This window comes from Blautia liquoris (assembly GCF_015159595.1).
Taxonomy (GTDB): domain Bacteria; phylum Bacillota; class Clostridia; order Lachnospirales; family Lachnospiraceae; genus Novisyntrophococcus; species Novisyntrophococcus liquoris.
In genome coordinates, this window is the sequence record NZ_CP063304.1 from 1,519,805 (window position 1) to 1,540,795 (window position 20,991).

21 protein-coding genes and 1 pseudogene are annotated in these 20,991 nt (G+C 41.7%); 21 read left to right on the top strand and 1 reads right to left on the bottom strand.

Annotation, left to right across the window (positions count from 1 at the left end):
* Positions 1 to 20: 20 nt before the first annotated feature.
* A complete protein-coding gene (locus INP51_RS06945; RefSeq protein WP_193736978.1) occupies positions 21 to 557 on the bottom strand; it encodes a hypothetical protein in 537 nt (178 codons plus the stop codon).
* A gap of 295 nt (positions 558 to 852) precedes the next feature.
* On the opposite strand from INP51_RS06945, the gene INP51_RS06950 reads away from it, so the two are divergent.
* The 21 genes and pseudogenes from INP51_RS06950 (at position 853) to INP51_RS16120 (ending at position 20,985) form a co-directional block, all read left to right on the top strand.
* Positions 853 to 2,175: a DUF438 domain-containing protein gene (locus INP51_RS06950; protein ID WP_193736979.1), complete on the top strand. Its 1,323-nt coding sequence runs from the start codon at positions 853 to 855 to the stop codon at positions 2,173 to 2,175.
* Between the two features lie 10 nt (positions 2,176 to 2,185).
* Positions 2,186 to 3,187, top strand: coding sequence for a DUF488 family protein, N3 subclade (locus INP51_RS06955; RefSeq protein WP_329602329.1), 1,002 nt, complete (start codon positions 2,186 to 2,188; stop codon positions 3,185 to 3,187).
* Between the two features lie 18 nt (positions 3,188 to 3,205).
* Complete coding sequence (locus INP51_RS06960) at positions 3,206 to 3,553, top strand: cupin domain-containing protein (RefSeq protein ID WP_193736980.1); 348 nt, start codon at positions 3,206 to 3,208, stop codon at positions 3,551 to 3,553.
* A 123-nt stretch (positions 3,554 to 3,676) separates the two neighbouring features.
* Positions 3,677 to 3,880 carry a GntR family transcriptional regulator gene (locus tag INP51_RS06965; RefSeq protein WP_230406899.1) on the top strand — a complete coding sequence of 68 codons (204 nt, stop codon included), beginning with the start codon at positions 3,677 to 3,679 and terminating at the stop codon, positions 3,878 to 3,880.
* A 231-nt stretch (positions 3,881 to 4,111) separates the two neighbouring features.
* Complete coding sequence (locus INP51_RS06970) at positions 4,112 to 5,233, top strand: S66 family peptidase (protein ID WP_193736981.1); 1,122 nt, start codon at positions 4,112 to 4,114, stop codon at positions 5,231 to 5,233.
* Positions 5,234 to 5,348: 115 nt separating this feature from the next.
* On the top strand, positions 5,349 to 6,461 hold the full coding sequence (locus INP51_RS06975) for an HNH endonuclease domain-containing protein (protein WP_193736982.1): 1,113 nt from the start codon (positions 5,349 to 5,351) through the stop codon (positions 6,459 to 6,461).
* Between the two features lie 115 nt (positions 6,462 to 6,576).
* A pseudogene (locus tag INP51_RS16505) lies at positions 6,577 to 7,379 on the top strand (amidohydrolase family protein); the annotation flags it as partial.
* A gap of 250 nt (positions 7,380 to 7,629) precedes the next feature.
* On the top strand, positions 7,630 to 8,298 hold the full coding sequence (locus INP51_RS06985) for a response regulator transcription factor (RefSeq protein ID WP_193736983.1): 669 nt from the start codon (positions 7,630 to 7,632) through the stop codon (positions 8,296 to 8,298).
* A gap of 146 nt (positions 8,299 to 8,444) precedes the next feature.
* On the top strand, positions 8,445 to 9,311 hold the full coding sequence (locus INP51_RS06990) for a sensor histidine kinase (RefSeq protein ID WP_230406900.1): 867 nt from the start codon (positions 8,445 to 8,447) through the stop codon (positions 9,309 to 9,311).
* Between the two features lie 81 nt (positions 9,312 to 9,392).
* A complete protein-coding gene (locus INP51_RS06995) occupies positions 9,393 to 10,157 on the top strand; it encodes an ABC transporter ATP-binding protein (RefSeq protein WP_193736985.1) in 765 nt (254 codons plus the stop codon).
* A complete protein-coding gene (locus INP51_RS07000) occupies positions 10,150 to 12,228 on the top strand; it encodes an ABC transporter permease (protein WP_193736986.1) in 2,079 nt (692 codons plus the stop codon). The genes INP51_RS06995 and INP51_RS07000 overlap by 8 nt, the downstream gene beginning before the upstream one ends.
* 95 nt (positions 12,229 to 12,323) lie before the next feature.
* Positions 12,324 to 12,650, top strand: coding sequence for a UPF0158 family protein (locus tag INP51_RS07005; RefSeq protein WP_230406901.1), 327 nt, complete (start codon positions 12,324 to 12,326; stop codon positions 12,648 to 12,650).
* A gap of 496 nt (positions 12,651 to 13,146) precedes the next feature.
* Positions 13,147 to 13,458: a GIY-YIG nuclease family protein gene (locus tag INP51_RS07010; protein WP_331463524.1), complete on the top strand. Its 312-nt coding sequence runs from the start codon at positions 13,147 to 13,149 to the stop codon at positions 13,456 to 13,458.
* Positions 13,455 to 13,919 (top strand): DUF6530 family protein, encoded by a 465-nt coding sequence (locus INP51_RS07015; RefSeq protein WP_193736988.1) that lies wholly within the window; start codon positions 13,455 to 13,457, stop codon positions 13,917 to 13,919. The genes INP51_RS07010 and INP51_RS07015 overlap by 4 nt, the downstream gene beginning before the upstream one ends.
* A 1-nt stretch (position 13,920) precedes the next feature.
* On the top strand, positions 13,921 to 15,966 hold the full coding sequence (locus tag INP51_RS07020; protein ID WP_193736989.1) for an AAA family ATPase: 2,046 nt from the start codon (positions 13,921 to 13,923) through the stop codon (positions 15,964 to 15,966).
* 36 nt (positions 15,967 to 16,002) lie between these two features.
* Complete coding sequence (locus INP51_RS07025) at positions 16,003 to 16,593, top strand: helix-turn-helix domain-containing protein (RefSeq protein ID WP_193736990.1); 591 nt, start codon at positions 16,003 to 16,005, stop codon at positions 16,591 to 16,593.
* A 357-nt stretch (positions 16,594 to 16,950) separates the two neighbouring features.
* Positions 16,951 to 18,870 (top strand): TetM/TetW/TetO/TetS family tetracycline resistance ribosomal protection protein, encoded by a 1,920-nt coding sequence (gene tet, locus INP51_RS07030; RefSeq protein ID WP_193736991.1) that lies wholly within the window; start codon positions 16,951 to 16,953, stop codon positions 18,868 to 18,870.
* 275 nt (positions 18,871 to 19,145) lie between these two features.
* Positions 19,146 to 19,328, top strand: coding sequence for a hypothetical protein (locus INP51_RS07035; protein WP_193736992.1), 183 nt, complete (start codon positions 19,146 to 19,148; stop codon positions 19,326 to 19,328).
* Positions 19,329 to 19,343: 15 nt separating this feature from the next.
* Complete coding sequence (locus INP51_RS07040) at positions 19,344 to 19,946, top strand: NUDIX hydrolase (protein WP_193736993.1); 603 nt, start codon at positions 19,344 to 19,346, stop codon at positions 19,944 to 19,946.
* A gap of 15 nt (positions 19,947 to 19,961) precedes the next feature.
* Complete coding sequence (locus INP51_RS07045; RefSeq protein ID WP_193736994.1) at positions 19,962 to 20,804, top strand: aminoglycoside 6-adenylyltransferase; 843 nt, start codon at positions 19,962 to 19,964, stop codon at positions 20,802 to 20,804.
* Complete coding sequence (locus INP51_RS16120; RefSeq protein ID WP_230406902.1) at positions 20,794 to 20,985, top strand: hypothetical protein; 192 nt, start codon at positions 20,794 to 20,796, stop codon at positions 20,983 to 20,985. Before INP51_RS07045 ends, INP51_RS16120 begins: the two co-directional genes overlap by 11 nt.
* The last annotated feature ends 6 nt before the right edge of the window (positions 20,986 to 20,991 follow it).

Genomic DNA, 20,991 nt, shown 5'->3' on the forward strand with positions numbered 1-20,991 from the left:
TATTCCAAGCGGATATTCGATTAACAGCCAATAACGAAAAAGGATATGAAAAATGTATTCAAAGCCTTCGGTTGTCTTAAACTTGATTTTTGGAATAGGATAAATTCATCAAAAAGTATATCATTATTTAAAGATACCATCTGATAAAGATCATATTTGGACAAAAGAAATCTTACAAATCGGCAGCCTAAATAATATCCAACATCTGAGTACCCTTTGTAATTACACCAGTCTCCGAAAAAATCCTGAACGCTGATATTATTTTGAACTCTCCGAAAATATTCATGCTTAATTCCCATAATATTCTCTTTACACCAGACTAACCAATCTTTTTTGTGTCCGTGGTAAAAACCATCGTCTCCGCAAAGCTTCTGTTCACACCACATTGCTACACCTTCGCTGTAAAGCTGAAAAACAGCTTTCTCTTTTTGTGTTTTCCGGCAATGAAATCTTCCCCCAGCACTCATATGCCAGATATGCCCTATTTCGTGAGAAATAAGAGCATACATAGTATCCTTATCGCACCATTCTAATTCGATTATTTTTTCTATTCCCAATAAAACAACTTGTTTGTTGTCAAGCCGTGTTGCCCAACCTGCACCACTGCAGAGCCCTAAATATAAAATGATATCTAAGATCTGCCCCTGTACAATATTGGAGAGTATGGTTCTCTTTCCCCAGAGGTCTATATTCTCGATATTAACACTTCCCTCCAGAACCAGACCGACATTCTATCGTCCCTTCCGTGGTTATAACCACATCATCATGGATATAATTATAGTAAAATACAACTATAAGATCAAGATAAATCAATAACAATAACATTTAAAGATAGATATTGGAGGTATTCACATGAAGAAAATACTTGATGATAAAAGAAATACAAAATCAGCACAGGCCGTCGGTGATACACCTGAAAAACGGACAAAGCTTTTAAAAAACTATGTAGCACGGTTATCGGAAGGCGAGGATCTCGAATCGGTCCGGGAAGATTTCGTAAAGAATTTTAAAAATGTCGATGCGGCAGAGATTGCAAAAGCAGAGCAGGAACTGATTCAAGGAGGCACAAAGATTTCCGATGTTCAAAGACTCTGCGATGTGCATTCAGCACTGTTCCACGGCGCCACACGTGAGGAGCAGATCGCAAATGCAGAAGAGGCTGTGATGGAGTCACTGAACAAGAAAGGTTCAGAGAAGATGACTGCACAGGAAGCCGCAGAGATTCCCGGTCATCCGGTCCAGGTTTTCATGACAGAAAATGAAAAGATACATTCCCTTGCTGAGGACGTCAAAGATGCCCTGAGTAAAGACACGGATACATCCTCTCTCCTAGAGAAAGCTTCGGCACTTCGGACTGTCACGGTTCATTACGCGAGAAAAGGAGACCTGATTTACCCGCTTTTAAATAAAACCTATAATTTTTCCGGCCCTTCCAATGTCATGTGGGGCGTGGATGACGAGATCCGCGATGAATTAAAGTCACTGACCGGGGAGGATACTGACGCATCAGATTTTCGCGAGAGATTGAACAAGGTCACGGTACGTGCGGAAGAGATGGTTTATAAGGAGAACAACATTCTCTATCCCCTCTGCCTTGAAAATTTCAGCACAGAGGACTGGATGAGAATCTATTATGAGATGCCTTCTTATGACACGCTCCTCACTGACGGCTATCCAGTATGGGAAGAAGCGGAGAAACGCAGATCAGAACTAAAGACAGTCGGCGGAAAAACCGGAAGCAGGATTCATGAGGCCGAAGAGGCTCACGATCCGGAGACTAATTCCGGTATGATCACGCTGGGCAGCGGACATATGAATCCGGAGCAGATTCTGGCAGTACTGGATACAATTCCGATGGAAATCACTTTTGTGGATGAGAACAATATCAACCGGTTCTTCAATGACGGCGAGAAACTATTCAAGCGTCCGGATATGGCTATCGACCGTGAGGTGTTCTCCTGTCATCCTCCGAAATTCGAGAAGATGGTTCGGAATATCCTCGACCGTTTCCGAAGCGGAGAACGTGATCATGTCGATGTGTGGATGACAAAGGGTGGAGAACCTGTACTTGTGAAATACATGGCAGTAAAAGACAAGAAAGGAAAGTATCTCGGTACGCTGGAATGTGTACAGAACATGAGAGCTGCAAAGGAACATTTTACAGAAGAAAAGTGAGGTGTCAGAAATGAATAAGATTCAACTAAAGAGAATGTATGAGGATCCGGCGCCGGAAGACGGGGCAAGAATTCTGGTTGACAGACTCTGGCCGCGCGGTATCAAAAAGGAAAATGCTTCATTAACCGACTGGTGGAAGGATATCGCTCCTTCCAGTAACCTGAGAAAGTGGTTCGGTCATCAGCCTGAGAGATTCCGGGACTTTTCCGGGAAGTATATGAGTGAACTGAATCAGTCTGGGGCAGCCACGAAATATAAAGAAGAAGTCAGAAAGATGCTGAAAAAGTCTGCGGTTACCCTGCTGTATTCCGCAAAAGATAAGGAAAGAAATAATGCGGTAGTACTGAAACACTGGCTGGAGCGTGATACCCGCGTACATTCCATCGCCGAAGAACATCCGCCGAAAGACGGTCTGACGATTTCTTCTCCATCCGGAATTTCATCTGAAACGAATATCACTTACTTTTCACTCGGTGCGGGAACGGATATCAGTGCAGAGACCTATGAACGTCCGGTGATCTATATCGGGATGGGCGGAAGAGGAACCTTTGTTGTCGGAAATGACAGCAAAAAGCTGAGTGTCGGTGAGGGAGATGTGCTCATGATTCCATCCGGCACGCTGTGTGGAACAGAAACTGAAGAAGGATTTGTATATACGGAAATTATACCAAAGGAGGAATTACACATGACCAAAGCAGTAAAAGCAGGAGAGGTCTTCAAACTTGCGGAACTTCTCCCTTATGAAGACGACAGTATCGTAAATCTGGATGTAATTAAAAATGAAACCGTGAAATTTGTGGTGATGGCATTTGACGAGGGTACCGGTTTAAGTCCCCACAAAGCTCCCGGGGATGCACTGGTCTTCGCACTGGAAGGCAAAGCCGTCATCGGATATGAGGGACAGGACTATCCGATCGAGGCAGGACAGACCTTCCGATTTGAGAAAAACGGCCTGCATTCCGTGACCGCAGACGGAAGATTCAAGATGGCTTTACTACTTACGTTGAAATAAAAAAGGAGGATTTCAGTTATGAACAAATTCAATTTCACTGATTATTTTCAGGAACCCCAGAAAAAAATTGCCAAAAGAATGATTTTTAAAAGTGAGAACGTCATCGCCTTTATCTTGAATATTGCAAAAGGTGAAAAGCTGCCAGAGCACTCACACCTCCAGTCAACCCTGCTCCTTCAGGTGATGAAAGGCAGTGCCAGGGTTCGCACGGATGGTACGGAGACTTCACTGAAGCCGGGCGAATTAATGCAGATTGACGGACAGCAGAAGATGGAGGTTCTAAACACCGGAGAGGATGTCTTACGCCTTTACGTCACCATTTCACCGATCGGTTCTGAGAACTTCGCATCCGACGCAGATATTTAATTAAACAGAGCAGCAAAAGCTCAAGATTTTCCAGGGTTCGACTTTGGAAATCTTGAGCTTTTTTATTAAAGAAAAAAGAATGCTTATCCGGGTGATAAATGACCTTCTGTACGGGAGTTTGCTGTGGAAGCCGGTGTGAATCCCAGCACAATGCAGAAAGCGATGTCCCGGCTTGAGAGAGAGGAACTTCTCTATACAGAGAGAACAAGCGGAAGATTCGTAACGGAGGATAGGAGTATGATTGATCAGACGAGAAAAGAGCTGGCAGCGATCCAGATTCAACAGTTTATGAAGAAGATGAATCAGATGGGATTTGGAAAACTTTGAAGGAAGCGTTAGTTTATGATGATACACAATATGCACTACATAAAAGAGCTACATCAAAAATATTCGCTTATTTATACAAAAGTATAGGATTATTATACTTGTTTAAGAATATTCTTGTCAATAAAATCCGTATTCTAATTGATTGATTGAAAATCCCGGGATGACATTGCAGAAAAAAATAATTTGTGATAGGCTTGTAAAAGTAATGTATTAAGGAAGGAAAAGTAATGGATGAAGAAGAACGGACGGTTTTACGATCGAGGTTTTACGAGAAAGATTCCCGATAGATTAAAAACAAATGATAAAGTAGCAATCGTATCTCTATCAAGTGGTATATTGGGAGAGACGTTTGCAAAGCACGAACTTGAGATTGGACTTCGCAGGTTAAGAGAATATGGACTTGAACCAGTAATCATGGAAAATGCTCTAAATGGATTGGAAGATCTTGACAGACATCCGGAGTACAGAGCACAGGATTTGAAAGATGCATTTTTAGATAATTCTATTAAAGCTGTTATATGTGCAATCGGGGGTGATGATACATACCGATTATATCCATATTTGATGGAAGATCGGGAATTTATACAAGCCGTACAGAATCATCCAAAAATATTTACCGGATTTTCAGACACAACTATGAATCATCTGATGTTCAGCAGACTGGGGATGGTAACATTTTACGGCCCGAACTTTCTGGTTGATCTGGCTGAGCTTGCTGAAGGCATGCTCCCATATACGGCAAAATCTTTTGAGAAGTTTTTAGAGACAGGAGAACCTTTTGAGATCCATTCTAGTCTGGTTTGGTATAAAGACAGGGAGAGTTATGATGAAACACAGATTGGAATGAACAGGACCACATGCATAGAGGAGCATGGGTATGAAATATTGAATGGCTCAGGAATCGTTCAAGGCAAGCTTTACGGCGGGTGTATCGAAAGCATTTATGATGGTTTTACGGGATATGACACCTGCAGGGAAGAAGTAGATATCTGTAAAAAATATAATATCTTTCCATCTTTAGCAGAATGGAGTGAAAAGATCTTATTTGTAGAAACGAGTGAGTCTGCCAGTACACCGGAGCATTTAAAGGAAATGCTTTTGGAGTTGAAAGACAGAAAGATTTTGCAGACGGTCAGAGGTTTGATTGTCGGCAAGCCGATAGATGAAGAATATTACAATGAATACAAAAATGTATATTATGAAGTTTTTGCTGATCTAAACACTCCTGTTTTGTACAATATGAATTTCGGGCATTCTCTTCCACGTTGTATCTTACCTTATGGAATTACCGCGGAAGTTGATTATAATGATGGAAGAGTAAGGACTGTTGAGAAATATTTAATGGATCGATAAGCGTGAAGGCAAAGAGGAGAAGAACACTGTAGGCGCTGTCAGGCATAAAAGTCATACATCAAGAAGGGAAAAGGTATATTAAGTACAGAGATTCGTAAGAGAGGAAGATGAAAAGATGCAGCTGCCGTATTCAGACGAATTGGACATTCGGTATTTGTCCCGCATTTTTGATAATAAAAGTGAGTGTTATAAACTGTTCTGGTTTCAGGCAATGATATCAAAGATCACAGAGGGAAAAACAGTAATTTCCTTTGAAGAGCTTGTCGATGATATGGCTGCGGAGGCATGGTATATGGTTACTGAATATCATTTAAATCTTGGACCGAATGATACGCTGGAAAAGCTGGTTAATTATATTCAACAGGCAACCCATATGAAGCCTTCGGAGAAAAAAGAGAGGATTCTTGAATATCTGAAGAAAACGGATGACAGTGAAGTGATAAAGCATAAGAAAACGTTAATAAAAAATGTTCCTTATCGTCTTCAGGCTCCGTTTATGACTGATATGAAGGGTAACGCCTGGAAAGCATCTGAGGCAAAACTGGCTGAAAGAGTCAATGATGAGAATCAAAAGAATCGGCTGATGTACTACTTCAATACATTTCAGGGGCTGCGGACAACAATAGCAGTTGATTCGGAATGGGTATTCTATATCAAAAGAAATGCTGAGATTCTTTGCGGATGGCTGCAGTATAATATGATTTTATATCTTCAGAAACGAAATCCGAGTGTTCCGGGTATTGCGAATAAACTGTATCCGCCACAGGAACAAAAACTCGAAAAGGTAAGGAAATATTGGAGACTGCTGATGTCAATTCATCCTTTCCATGAGATTTACGGCCACAAAGAGCTCAGCAGACGAGATCTATCCATCGACCATTTTGTGCCGTGGTCTTATGTAGCACATGATGAACTATGGAATCTCCATCCGACAACGCGGGAAATTAACAGCAGCAAGAGCAACAACCTTCCGGATTGGGATAAGTATTTTCCGGAACTTGCCAAGATCGAGTATATATCTTATCAAATGATGTGGGAGTATCCGAATGTACATGATGAATTTGAGAAATGTGCAAAAGAGCATCTGAATAATGATGAGTTAAAATACAGGATCTATCATAAAGGCCAGACTTATGATCATTTTACGCGTGCTCTGCAGGATGCTATAGAGCCGGTATATCAATCAGCGGTAAACTGTGGGTTTCGAAGCTGGAGTTATCTGATATAGAGAGCAGCAGCTGTTTACGCCTGCTCATAAATACGTTATAGTTAAAACAACAGAATACAGGTTTTGAGAGATAGTTATTTATTTTCAGAACTACAGATAAGGGGGATCGCATGACATGAAACATTCACTGGCAGTAAAGAACATCCGTTACCTGGTGACTTGTGACACAGAGGACCGGGTATTGGAGCATGTAAATTTATATATAGAAGACGGCGTCATCAGGGAAATTACAGAACGAGATATAGACGTGGGATGAAGTGATCGACGGCACCGGCATGTGCCTCTACCCGGGACTGATCAACGCGCATCATCATCTGTATCAGATCTTTACTAGGAATCTGCCACAGGTTCAGAACATGGAACTCTTTCCGTGGCTGGTCACGCTATACGAACTCTGGAAGAACATCGACAGCGATGTAATCTATGAGACATCGCTGGTCGGTATGGGAGAACTGATGAAAAATGGTTGCACGACCTGCTTTGACCATCATTATGTATTTCCCAAGGGACAGCCGGATTTGATCGATACACAGTTTCATGCGGCAGAGGAGCTTAGAATCCGCATGCTCCATGAGGCAGGTTGCTCTGGCACCTTGTTCGCCTTTCAGTGTGACTCCGGATCTGATGAAAGAGTCCGCAAAGCTTGCAAGAAGCCTGGGCGTGCGTCTTCATACCCATCTGGCAGAGACGAAAGACGAGGAGAAATTCACGATGGAATCTTATGGAATGAGATCGCTGGCCTACATGCAGAGCCTTGGCTGGGTCGGTGAGGATGTCTGGTTCGCCTATGGGGTTCATTTTAATCATGAGGAGATACAGCTTCTGGCAGATACCGGGACAGGCGTAGTGCATTGTCCGATTTCGAATATGAAGCTTTCGTCCGGAACAGCTAAGATTGATGAACCAGTAATATTGGAGGGAATGACAAGGGATTATTGTGTTTACAAACATTGCAATGGCACAGATGGACGGACTTACCATGTTGGCAGGAATTAAAGCACAGTATGATCAGATGCAGGTCTGTATCCTGACAGGTTACTGAGACTTTGATTATGCACAGAAGGCTATCCGCCTTGGGGTTGCCAGATTTTTGCTGAAGCCCTCTAAAATGCATGAACTGGAAGCGGCTTTTTGGAGTAAGTTTATAGTGCTGTGGAGTGAAATGAATATGCATATTTTAATTGTTGAAGACGAACCAATAATTAGAAAAGAGTTAAGAATTTTATTAGAGAATGCCCTTTATCAGGTGACTGTACTGGAAGAGTTTGACTCGGTGGCAGAGCAGGTGATGCTGCAGATGCCGGATCTGGTTTTGCTGGATTTAAATCTGCCAGATGCTGCGGGATTTGATATCTGCACAGAAATTAGAAAACAGTCGGAGGTTCCTGTTATTTTTTTGACTGGCAGAACGGATTCTATGGATGAGCTGACAGGAATGCTGAAAGGCGGGGATGATTATATTACGAAGCCATATCAGGCATCCATACTTCTTGCGCGAATAGCCGCAGTTTTAAAGCGGACAAGGACCTCGGATACGAAAGAATCTACAGTTTTGACCTGTCATGGAGTACAACTGGATCTTGCCCGTACCTGCCTGAAATTTGGTGAAAAATGTGTGGATTTATCTAAGAATGAGCTGAAGATTTTACACTATCTGTTTCGGCATGAGGGGGAGGTGATATCGCGTCTGGATCTGATTGAGTATTTATGGGATAATCAGGTGTTTATTGATGACAACACCTTAAGTGTAAATGTGACCCGCATCAGGGAAAAGTTAAAAAGCATCGGAGTAACCGGGCTAATTGAAACGAAGAGAGGGATGGGATACAGAGTATGAGGTTACTTGATTTTCTTAAGGATAAATTTATGCTCATACTGCTACATGTTTTCTGTATGTGTGCAGCGGGCATATTTCTGCATATAACAGGCTATTCTTCCTCTGATTTTATACTGATTGAGATATTCTGGGCGTTTATAGTGTGTGTGTGGCTACTTGTAACGTATATCCAGAGACACCATTATTTCCGCCGGGTTGAGCAGACATTGGATCAGCTGGATCAGCGTTATCTGCTGGGTGAAATGCTGCCTGACTCCTATCGCCTGGAAGATAAGCTATATAGAGAGATGATTCGGAAATCTAATAAATCCGTTATTGAAAGGATACATCAGATTGAGGATGAGAAGAAAGATTACAGGGAATACATTGAAAGCTGGGTTCATGAGATAAAAACACCTATTACAAGTATTGCGCTAATATGTGAAAACCGCAGAAAAGACAATGAGGAGGAGTTTTGTGCTATAGAACTGGAAAATCAGAAAATTGAAAACTATGTGGATATGACACTTTATTATGCCAGATCAGATAAGGTGTACAAAGATTATATGATTTCCGAGACGAATCTTCAGGAAGTAGTATACAAAGTCCTGGCGAAGAATCGGGGTTATTTGATTCGGAACCAGGTGCAGGCAGAAGTGGATTGTCCGGATTTAGTATACACGGATAAAAAATGGATTGCTTTCATATTGAATCAAATGATTCTAAACAGTGTAAAATACCGTGAAAATGCTCTGATGCTTAAAATATATACAACAAAGCAGACACAGGGAGTTTGGCTGATGTTGGAAGACAACGGAACAGGCATTGGGGAAAATGACCTGACGCGTATTTTCGAAAAAGGATTTACCGGAAGCAATGGGCGTAGCCATCAGCGTGCTACAGGTATGGGACTGTATTTGTGCCGAAAACTGTGTCAGAAACTTGGAATCGAAATCTGGGCAGAGTCTGCAGTTGGAGAAGGAACCCGAATGACTCTGGATTTTCCAATCAGCAGTTATCTTTCAAAATTGTAAGATTACTGTAAGCTTTACAGATACCAGAGGCTGCTTATAATTGGTAGAATAAGGCTATCAATGTAAGAGGAGTGACAGAGAATGAATGGATATATTCGAGTATGTGACATTGAAAAATATTATGGTAATGGCCCCAATGTGACCAAAGCTGTGGACCGGGTAAGTTTTACTGTTGAAGAAGGAGAGTTCGTTGGTGTTATGGGGGCTTCCGGTTCGGGAAAGACCACTCTTTTGAATATGCTTGCTACGATTGACCAGGTAACAGCCGGTCATATTTTTTATGGAAATACAGACATTACAGAACTGTCAGAGGATAAATTGTCCGAGTTTAGGAAGAACAATCTTGGTTTTGTGTTTCAGGATTATAATCTTTTAGATACACTGACCATTGAGGAAAACATTATACTTGCACTTACTATACGTGGAGGCAACAGGAAGACGATCCAAAAACAAAGCAATCAGATGCTGCAATTACTTGGACTTGAAGACATTCGGAGCCAGTTTCCCTATCAGGTATCAGGGGGACAGAAGCAGCGCTGTGCCTGTGCCAGAGCATTAGTGAATCATCCAAAACTTTTACTTGCCGATGAGCCTACCGGTGCCCTGGACTCTAAATCGGCACAGATTTTGCTGGAGACATTTACCGAGATGAATCAATCCATGCAGGCGACAATACTCATGGTGACTCATGATGCATTTTCTGCCAGTTATTGCAGCAGAATATTATTTTTAAAGGATGGAAAGATATTTCATGAGCTTGTGAGAGGAAGGAAAAAACGCAGAGAGTTTCTGCAGGAGATTCTGGATGTGCTGTCATTGACAGGGGGTGAACTGTCAAATGTATAGTAAACTTGCCTTTAGAAATGTCCTGCGTTCTGCAAAAGATTACCTGGTTTATATGTTCACCATGGCTGTTGTAACTGCGCTTATGTACGCTTTTAGCAGTCTCTTTTTTGACAATGAACTGACTGGACTGTTTGAAATAGCTCGGATGATGCAGATGATGACGGGGATGGCTACTTTTTTAATTGTTCTGATTGTTGCATGGCTGATTAACTATATGGTACGGTTTATGCTGGAAAAGCGAAGCAGTGAATTTGGAATATACATGCTTTTAGGCATGAAGAAAAAAGCTATTGCAAGACTTTATATGCGCGAGAATATTTTGCTTGGAGTTTTTGCCTTCCTTCCCGGGATAGCCGTCGGAATTTTGCTGCAGCAGGTTTTGATGGCGATTCTCAAAAACATGTTACATGTAGAATACAGATTTCATCCGACTCTTAATAAATATACCTTTTTGATAACACTGCTGTTTTATGCAGGAAGTTATCTGCTGGCACTTTTCCGATGCAAACGAAGGTTTAAAAAGATGAACATTCATGATCTGATGAATGCAAAACGGCAGAATGAGGAGACTAAAGAATCCCATGAAGGAATCAAGCGTGTGATGTTTCCGATATCTATTGCTGTTATTGTTGCAATCTGGACCATTTTTCCGAGACTTTCCAGCGTAGGAGCAGTCTGTACATTTTTGATAGCGTTGGTACTGGTAATTTATCTATTTTATGTAGGACTTTCTGCATGGATTATGTGTTATGTCCGCGAGAAGAAAAAAGGAATTTACCGAGGGCAGAATTTGTTTCTTCTGCGTCAATTTTCCTCGAAGGTGCGTACTATGCAGTTTACCATGGGAACACTGACAGCACTTTTTACTATTGCTTTGATGGGAAGTTCTGTGGCAATGATGTTCAGCGATTATGAGAATAAGATACTGGATACGAAGTGGCCCTTTGATGTTCAGATTTACAGCCCAAATGTGGAGGATGAGTTCCAGGATGATCTGGAAATATTAATTAAGAATACGGAAATCAAGGACTCGTACATTTATCGTGTCTATACAAATCAGACCAACCAGGCAAATGTCTGGATGTATACGAACCTGCAGGCATTTGGAAATATGTACCGGGAAAAGGACGGACGTCCCAACATGAAAAAAATAGAAAAGGTTCTTAAAACCGAAGGAGTATATTGTACTTATGATACCTATATGGGCCTGTCAGACTACAATTATCTGAGAAAAATGCTAGGGTACAAGCAAATTACTTTGACAGAACGGCAATATGCAATTCAGATAAAGGAGCGGCTGAGTGCGGAAGTAGGTGAAATGCCGAAGGGACTTAAAATAACAGATGCAACGGGAGATAAAGAGTTAATCTGCGGCGATATTTATGAGGAGCCATTTTCTCAGGACGGGCATAATGGAGGTGATTATATTCTGATAGTTCCCGATAAGGTCATTCAGACAATGAAACCATATTATTCGGAAATGGCAGTTGACCTTAAGGGGAAGACGCCTGCCGGTTTAATGAAAGAACTGGATGATCTGGTACCTAAAGAAGAGCAGGATTTTGCCGGACATGCGGATCTCCCATTAGATGGAAACAGTTGCAGCGGTTCAGATAACATCGTCAATTACAGTGAAACAAATCTGGTGAGGGATAATGCCATACCTGAAGTTAAGTATATGCTGGCATCATTGATTGTTCCGGCTTTTTATATGGGGCTGGTATTTTTATGTGCTGCACTTACAGTACTTTCTGTACAGCAGCTGAGTGATTCCGCAAAATATAAATTCAGGTATGATGTGCTGGCTAAGATAGGACTGGAACGCTCGGAGATTTATCATCTGATTGCCAGGCAGCTTGCGGCATATTATCTTTGCCCCGCTTTGTTTGCGATGCTTATCAGTGGAAGTATTATGGTACGTGTCAGCAAAATTTTTATCATTGGGACAGGTGTGCATACCTCTGTTCTGCAGTATTTTGGAATTTCTGTATTATTATTCTTTGGGATATATATGATATATTTCATGGAAACCTATGTGGGATTTAAAAGAAATATAGAAATAAAAAAATAAAAATATCACTCATAATTAAAAGGACTGCAAGTCCGGGTGACTTTTTTACGTTTTGAAGTTATAATGAACTAGAAACAGGAGAGAGTGTCTTTCTTGTGGATGAACTGATTACTGGCATAGATAACGAGGGGTTGGAAGATATAATTTATGAAAATCCGGAGCGCTTTCTAAGGCTTCCAACGAAATTTGAAATTCACGAATATCATATCATGGAAGAATTTATCTGGACTCTAAATGCTGAAAAGGCAGATAAACTGAATTGTGTCATACAGGGGAGGGGTGCGTTCAGGAGGTTCAAAGATATGGTTGACAGAATGGGGATATCACAGCAATGGTATGATTTTCAGGCACAATACTACAGAAAGCTGGCGATTGAATGGTGCCAGGATCATAGCTTAACATATACGGATCGGAGCATGTGAATATATTTAAGTAAGTCTCCGCTCCGCTTCGGTCCATGCTAAACGAACATCCACTGGATGTTCAGAACCCTACAAACATTCGAGATGTTATTGAGAGATGAAATTGATGAAAAAACCGGGAAGCCACTTGATTTATCTTATCTGGAATGTAATCTTCCGCCATTAGGTAACTGCGAACTCGTTTCTCAATTACCTATTATAAAAACACTCCGATGTCATAAGCTTTTTGTATGCTTGATCTAATATTTTTTCTTTGCGCTGCTGTAATATATATTTTTAGAATCTTATCTGTATATCACTGATGGAGGGGATCTCCTCAATCATCTCATTAATTTTTGCTAAATCGATTTTGAGTGTAATTCTCTTTATTATATTTCTTTGTGTCAGTATCCGCATCGCCGGTCTACGGAGCGTGGATTACCTTTTGAGGACTGTTGGTTTATACTATTCTCGAGGTGAAAAAATGGACATAAAAAGAAAAAAAGAACTTTTGGAAATGTATAAAAACAGACATCCCGAAATGGGTGTCATCTCTTATCACTGTAAGGAGACAGGCGAAGCTTTTTTGGGTATCTCCAAGGACACAAGAGCGGACTTCAACAGCACAAACATGAAATTATCATCCAACTATCATCCTAATAAAAGATTACAGGAGCTTTGGAACCAGTATGGCCCGGAAGGTTTTGAACGTTCTGTGATCAAAGTATTGAAGTATGATGACCCAAACGAGGATCAGACAACAAAGTTAGAAAATTTGAGGGAACAGTGTCTCGCATCTGACCCAAATGCAAGGAGGATGTGGCGATGAATGAAAAAGCTGTGATTGTGTCAAAAGACTATGATCGTATCGATGGCAGAAATGCTGATCAGTCCGACATAAAACGCTTGACGTTAGGTGTGCCGATGCTGGAAGAAAACAAAAAGATGCAGATTGCTGCACAGATTTGGAAAAGTGATGAAGAAGGAAAGATGATTTTGGCACAGGAGCTGCCGATTCATCAGATCTTTGACTTGATGATCTGTTTGTCCAGAACATTGCTGTACTTTAAAGAGGCCTATCGTATGCCGCTTTTATATGACCCGGAAAAACCCGGCGTGGACCGTATTGGAGTACAAGGCGGAGTGTTACCGGTAGAAGTCTGTGTAGATAATCAAAACATCAATGAGGATATCAAGACATTTGCCCAGAGCTTAAATGATTTGGGAGAATTGATTGGAGAGCGCGAGCGTGTACTTGACCGCATTTTAGAAGAACTGGAGTTATACTGATATGAACCGAACTTGTATTTTGTCACCCGACAGACGGCTGACCAAAGAGGAGCAGTCCCTTGTCTGGCAAAAACCACCTTCACATATTGAAAGTGAGGCGGAAAATCGTATCTGTCAGGAAGTAATGAGAAACTGGGATCGCGGTGAAATGAAAATCGGTACAATTTTACTGGAGGGCGATGCAGGTTCGGGGAAAACCGAGCTCGCCAAAGCCCTCTCTGCTAATTTTAATCTCCCCTATACGAAAGTAACCTGCTTTGCCGATATGGATAAATCCGATGTGCTGGGTTCGATTCTTCCGGTGTTGTCGGAAAATGATCATTCAGATCCTGTTCAATATAGATATTACCCTTCGGAAATTGTTCGCGCTTTTGAAAATGGATGGCTCCTGGAGATTCAGGAGCCGACAGTCATTCGGGATGCAGCTGTCTTAATGGCACTAAATTCCGCACTCGAGCCAGATGGCAGTCTGAACTTGCCAACTCGCGTCGTACACAGGCATCCTGATTTTATTGTTGTTATTACAACAAACCGTGCCTACAATGGATGCCGTCCTCTGAATGAGGCTCTGCGTGACCGGGTGCAGCATGCTGAAAAACTAGATTTGCCATCGAAGAAAGTTATGATGGAACGGGCAAAGGCTAAGACCGGATGTCAATTTGAAGAGTTACTTTCCCTTCTGGCTGAAACTATTATCGTATTGGATGAAGCTGCCCGGGCAAATGCTATCAAAGGTGTAGCCGGGATGCGGTCCTATCTCTTTTGGGTCGATGCCGCTGCAGGCGGTGCATCCGTACAAAGTGCTCTGTATCATAAAGTACTCTACAAAATCACCACGGATCCACAAGAGCTTGCCATCCTGGAACAGGCACTGGTAAGCCATGATTTAACAGACAGGCTTGCAGCGCTGGAGGATGTCTGTCATTCCCCTTCGGAGGAAGAGAATCGAGATGTAATGGAACTTCGAATTTCTGAAAACGGGGAGTACGTTGCAAAGACAGATAAAGCCGATAAAAATGCAGTCCGTCTGAGAAAGTCAGCAGACAGTGAGGGGCATTCAGATACAGGCAGTAATGAAAGTACCGCTCTTTCAAGCGAAGATAATGGAGAAAATGGCACTCTGTTTTATCACGAATTTGAAAAGCCCGATACAGACAAACCACAAAGAACAAATAAAAAAGAGTTTCGTAAACAATTGAATAAAGAAGCACGGCAAAGCGTTCAGGGCAGCCTTCATGAGGCGATTAAGCTTATTGTTCACCGTCCGGAAGCTTCCGGGCAGAATCGGGCAGAATATCATAGAATGGCTGCTAAATTGCTGCCGGTCATTCGGGAACTGATCCGCAAAACAAATCCACTTTTGGAACATGAGGTTTCCACTGAATTCGCAAAATCAAAGCTTTATGGAACAAAATTCTGTGCGGATCAGGCCGCGTCCCCGAATTTTCGCGTATTTGCCCGCAGGCGCCCGCCTGCAGAAGAGCCTTCTCTTGCAGTTGCTCTTCGCATTGACGAATCAGCATCTATGTCTGCATTTGGCCGTTTAGATGCTGCAAAAGAGGCAGCCGTCGCTTTATATGAATTATGTACCGGGTGTGGCATTCCGATTATGGTTTATGGGGATACGGCAGATCGATCCAAACTGGAACAAATGTCTGTCTACGCATATGTAGACTTTGAAAGCAATAGCGCAGACGATAAATATGCTCTTATGAATATTCAGGCACGCAGCAATAACCGGGATGGTATGGCATTGCGTATTATATCCGATCGATTGCTCCGCGCGCCGCAAAAAACCAAACTAATCATCAGCATCAGTGACGGGCAGCCAAAGGCAATGCCTGATTACACAGGTGAAAAAGCAGCTCGCGATATGAAAGACACGCTTCAGGAATACAGACGTAAAGGCATTTCCTTCCTCGCCGCGGCGATTGGGCAGGACAAAGAGTCTATACGTGAGCTATACGGGGCTGAAAACACCTTGGATATCACCGATTTGAAGCAGCTTCCATCAAGACTGGTACAAATCATCACAAGATTTCTGTGAGTGTGATATACTAAAAGAAGAAATGGAGGTGAAGTCATGGATTGTGTGAAAATAGGAAAACTAATCGCCAGTATGCGAAAAGAGATGGGACTTACCCAGAAAAACATTGCAGACGCACTGGGGATTCAAAATAAAACGGTTTCAAAATGGGAATGTGGTCTGGGATGTCCGGATCTGTCACTGTGGCCGGAACTATCTGCTATTTTGGGTGTTGATATGAAGCAGATGATGGAGGGCGAGATAACGCAGAACAGGCCGGATAGTGGGAATATCGATAAAGCCCGCTTTTATGTATGTCCTACTTGTGGTAACATTCTGGTCAGCACGGGTAGTGCCTCTATCTTCTGTTGTGGAAGAAAACTGGAACGTATCATCCCTGTGGATACACAAATCAAACCCAAAATCACAGTAGAAGAAATGGACACGGATTACTTTGTCACATTTGATCATCCTATGACAAAAGAACACTACATTTCCTTTGCAGCTTACGTAAAAAGCGACAGGGTATTTCTCAATCGTCTGTATCCCGAACAAAGTCCAGCTTGCAGATTCCCGATCGTTTCCGGTGGGAAATTGTACGTTTACTGCATAAAGCATGGTTTATCGATATACACAGGCGTTATGTGATTTCCCGGCCAAAGCGTCTATTTGTTGGTCGGGGCAAGGAAATCAGACAGATATCTTTACAGGGAACCTCTTATGTGATATTATAAATTCATAACTCAAAAGGAGTAAATAAATATGCGGCAAGGTATTCTTAAATAAACTGTCAAATTTGATAGCGGGAACAAATCAGGAAAGATCCCTTTCATGGAGGGATTGATTTTTGTGCCCAGTTTAAGAATACTTTTATTATACGACTATAAAGAATTCAGAGAAGATCTGTATTCTTTGTGTTTCTATGGCCATTCAATGATCCCAGTGATAGGAGTATCTATTACTGGGACTTTTTATACTTTTTATTAGTTGAATGGAGGATAAAACGTGAAGATCATTAACATTGGTATTCTGGCTCATGTCGACGCGGGGAAAACTACGTTGTCGGAAAGCTTATTATACAGCAGCGGAGCGATTACGGAATCGGGGAGTGTGGATCAGGGAACAACGAGGACAGACACGATGTCTCTGGAACGTCAGAGGGGAATTACAATTCAGACTTCGGTCACATCCTTTCAGTGGAAGGACGTTAAAGTAAATATTGTGGATACTCCTGGACATATGGATTTTCTGGCCGAGGTATATCGGTCTTTGTCGGTTCTGGACGGAGCCATTTTGGTGATTTCCGCAAAGGACGGGGTGCAGGCACAGACACGGATCCTGTTCCACGCGCTGAGAAAAGTAGGGATTCCTACCACCTTTTTTATCAATAAGATTGATCAGGATGGAATTGATTTACCGGAAGTTTACCAGGATATTCGGGAGAAACTTTCCGAAGAAATCATCATCAGGCAGAAAGTAGAACTATCTCCGGATCCCTCCGTGAACAATGACATGGAACCGGAGCAGTGGGATCCGGTCATTGCAGGAAATGATGGCTTACTGGAACGATATACACTGGGAGAATCACTGAACATATCAGAGCTCGAACAGGAAGAGAACAGAAGATTCCAGAATTGCTCCCTGTATCCGGTTTACCACGGAAGCGCAAAGAAAAATATAGGAATTGAGCAGCTCAGAGATGTCATTACAGGGAAATATGATTCCTCGACAGAGCGAAGTCAGGAAGAATTCAGTGGAACTGTTTTCAAGATTGAGTATGATGAAAGCAGACAGCGTCTTGTGTATGCACGCATTTACAGCGGAATACTGCATCTGCGGGATTCGGTCCGCATATCGGATAAAGAAAGAATGAAAATTACAGAAATGTATTCTTCAATCAATGGGGAATTGCGTAAGGTCGACCAGGCGTATTCCGGAGAGATTGTGATTCTGAAACATGAGAGTTTAAAGTTAAATACTGTTCTCGGAGACGCAAAGAAATTGCCGGAAAGAGAACGAATTGAGAATCCCCTTCCGATGCTGCAGACAACGATAGAGCTGTGTGAGTCCGGACAGAGAGAGCTGCTGCTCGACGCACTCCTGGAAATCTCCGATGGTGATCCGCTTTTACATTATGATGTGGATTCCACGACGCATGAAATTGTACTTTCTTTCCTGGGAAAGGTGCAGATGGAAGTCATCTGTGCGCTGCTGCAGGAAAAGTATCATTTGGAGGTGAAAACCAAAGAACCTACAGTCATTTACAAAGAAAGGCCTTTAAAAGAAGCGGAGTACACCATTCACATGGCGGTGCCGCCGAATCCTTTCTGGGCTTCGATCGGTCTGTCTATAACACCTCTTCCCTTGGGGAGTGGCGTTCAGTATGAAAGCCGGGTTTCTCCCGGATATTTGATGCAGTCATTTCAAAATGCTGTTTTGGAGGGAGTTCGTTATGGCTGTGAACAGGGATTATATGGCTGGAATGTAACCGACTGTAAAGTCTGCTTTACTTATGGATTATATTCCAGTCCGGTCAGTACCCCGGGAGACTTCCGGCTTCTTGCCCCGGTTGTCTTGGAGCAGGCTCTTCGAAAAGCCGGTACGGAATTATTAGAGCCATATCTAAGTTTTGAAATATATGCGCCACAGGAGTATCTTTCACGGGCCTATAACGATGCTCCAAAATATTGCGCGGACATCGCAAGCACTCAGATGAAAAACAAGGAAGTCATTTTGACGGGAGAGATTCCGGCGCGGTGTATTCAGGAGTACCGGAATGATTTAACGTTTTATACAAATGGACGCAGTGTGTGCCTGACTGAGTTAAAGGGGTATCAGGTTACGGCTGTTAAGCCACCCCTCCAGCCACGCCGTCCGAATAGCAGGATCGACAGGGTACGATATATGTTCTATAAGATAAATTGACAGAGAAGTGTATTGATTGAAGCAATGTTTTAAGGTAAAATAAAAAGATGTTGGGGTCAAAAGTAATTTGACCCCTATGATACACGGATTACTCCGCACTTTTGACCCTGGTATCATAAAAATTAACACATTATTTGCGGGGAGTGGAGGTGTTATCTATTCAAAATTATTGGATTATTGTAGTTGTTATAATTCTGGTGTGTGTCATAATTCCATCCAGAAGTAAATTCATGATGAATCAGGTTAAGAAGAAAAGGAAAGGGAGGAAGATAAAAATGCCAAAAGAGATGCTTCAGGAATTGATTGGAAAAGACTGTATCATTACGATTTTCAATGATTTTGGTTCTATACAGGGGAAGCTGATTACAGTGGAAGAAAATTGGATTAAAGTCGAAGAAAAAAAGAAAGTACGTATTATTAATGGAGATATGATTAAAGATATTAGTGTGCTCAAGTAAACAAGGGGAAATTCAATGAATGGTAAAACCTTAATGAACTATCAGCGAGTATTAGCATTGGCAGAAGCTGGTCTGTATTATGGAAAAGATGATTTTGACAAAGAACGCTATCAAGAGCTGAAAGATATTTCGCTTGATTTAATAAGCGAGATTAGCAGCAGCTCTGTAGAAAAACTGGAAAATTTATTTATTGAGGATGAAGGATATCCGACACCTAAAATTGATGTGAGAGCCTATATTCAGTATAACAATAAGATTCTTCTGGTGGAAGACAGTAAAACAAAAGAATGGGCACTCCCTGGAGGATATGCTGAAGTAGGATTATCTCCAAAGGAAAATATAATTAAAGAAGTCTTCGAAGAAACAGGAATGAATGTTACTGCGGATCATTTACTGGCTGTTTTTGATACCAATAAAAGGAAAGATATTCCTCAGATTTTTCAATTTTATAAAATGGTTTTCAGCTGTACCATTATTGATGGCACATTTCAAGACAATCTTGAAACGTCGGATAGTAGATTTTTCCGCCTATGTGATATTCCAAAATTATCTGAACAGAGAACGACGAACAAACAGTTGGAAATTTTGAAAAATAGATCTACAACCTATTTTGAATAGATTTGGAGGATGAGTATGAGATCTGAAAAGGAAATGTATGAGTTGATACTATCTGTGGCAGAAAAAGATGAACGTGTGCGGATTGTTGGAATGAATGGATCACGCACAAATCCGAATGTGCCAAAAGATGATTTCCAGGATTATGATATCGTTTATGTTGTCACTGATATGCAGAGCTTTCTCGATCATCCATCATGGATTGATATATTCGGGCAGCGCGTCATTTTACAGATGCCGGAGGCAATGGATTTGTATCCACCTGAACTTGGAAACTGGTTTTCTTACTTAATGCTATTTGAAGATGAAACAAGAATTGACTTGATCCTAGTTCCGATAGAGGAATTAAATAAATATCTGCAAAACGATAAGCTGATTAAGATATTACTGGATAAGGACCATCGGGTGCCTGTTCTCCCGCCATCAACGGATAAAGACTACTGGGTTCAGCGGCCGACCGCTGCCTATTTTGATGACTGCTGTAATGAATTCTGGTGGTTATCTACTTATGTTGTAAAGGGGCTCTGCCGGGAAGAATTTCCCTATGCAATTGACCATCTTACTAATATGCGAAACCAGCTTTATACAATGCTATCCTGGCAGGTTGGGATAGAGATTGACTTCTCCGCCAGTATGGGAAAGAATTTTAAATATCTCAAAAATTATCTCTCTGCGGGTGTATGGAAAGAGGTCATGAAAACATATCAGAATGATACTAAAGAAAATATATGGAGTTCTTTCTGGAAATGCTGTGAGCTTTTTCGAAATGCATCAACTGGAGTCGCATTACAGATGGAATTTAAATATCCTGAATACGATGAGAAAGTGACTCGTTACCTTGAGGAAAAGAATGAAAAATGAGATCGCGATACAGCAAGTATATGACGGGGATGAAAAAGCACAGATTGTTTCTGATGTTTTAAGTGATCTGCCAGAGTGGTTTGGCCTTCCAGATAGTACAAAGGAATATATTGAAGATTCCAGAACATTGTTACTATGGGCAGCGTCAGGCATTAGAAAAATATGCAAAGATCAATTATAAGTATCT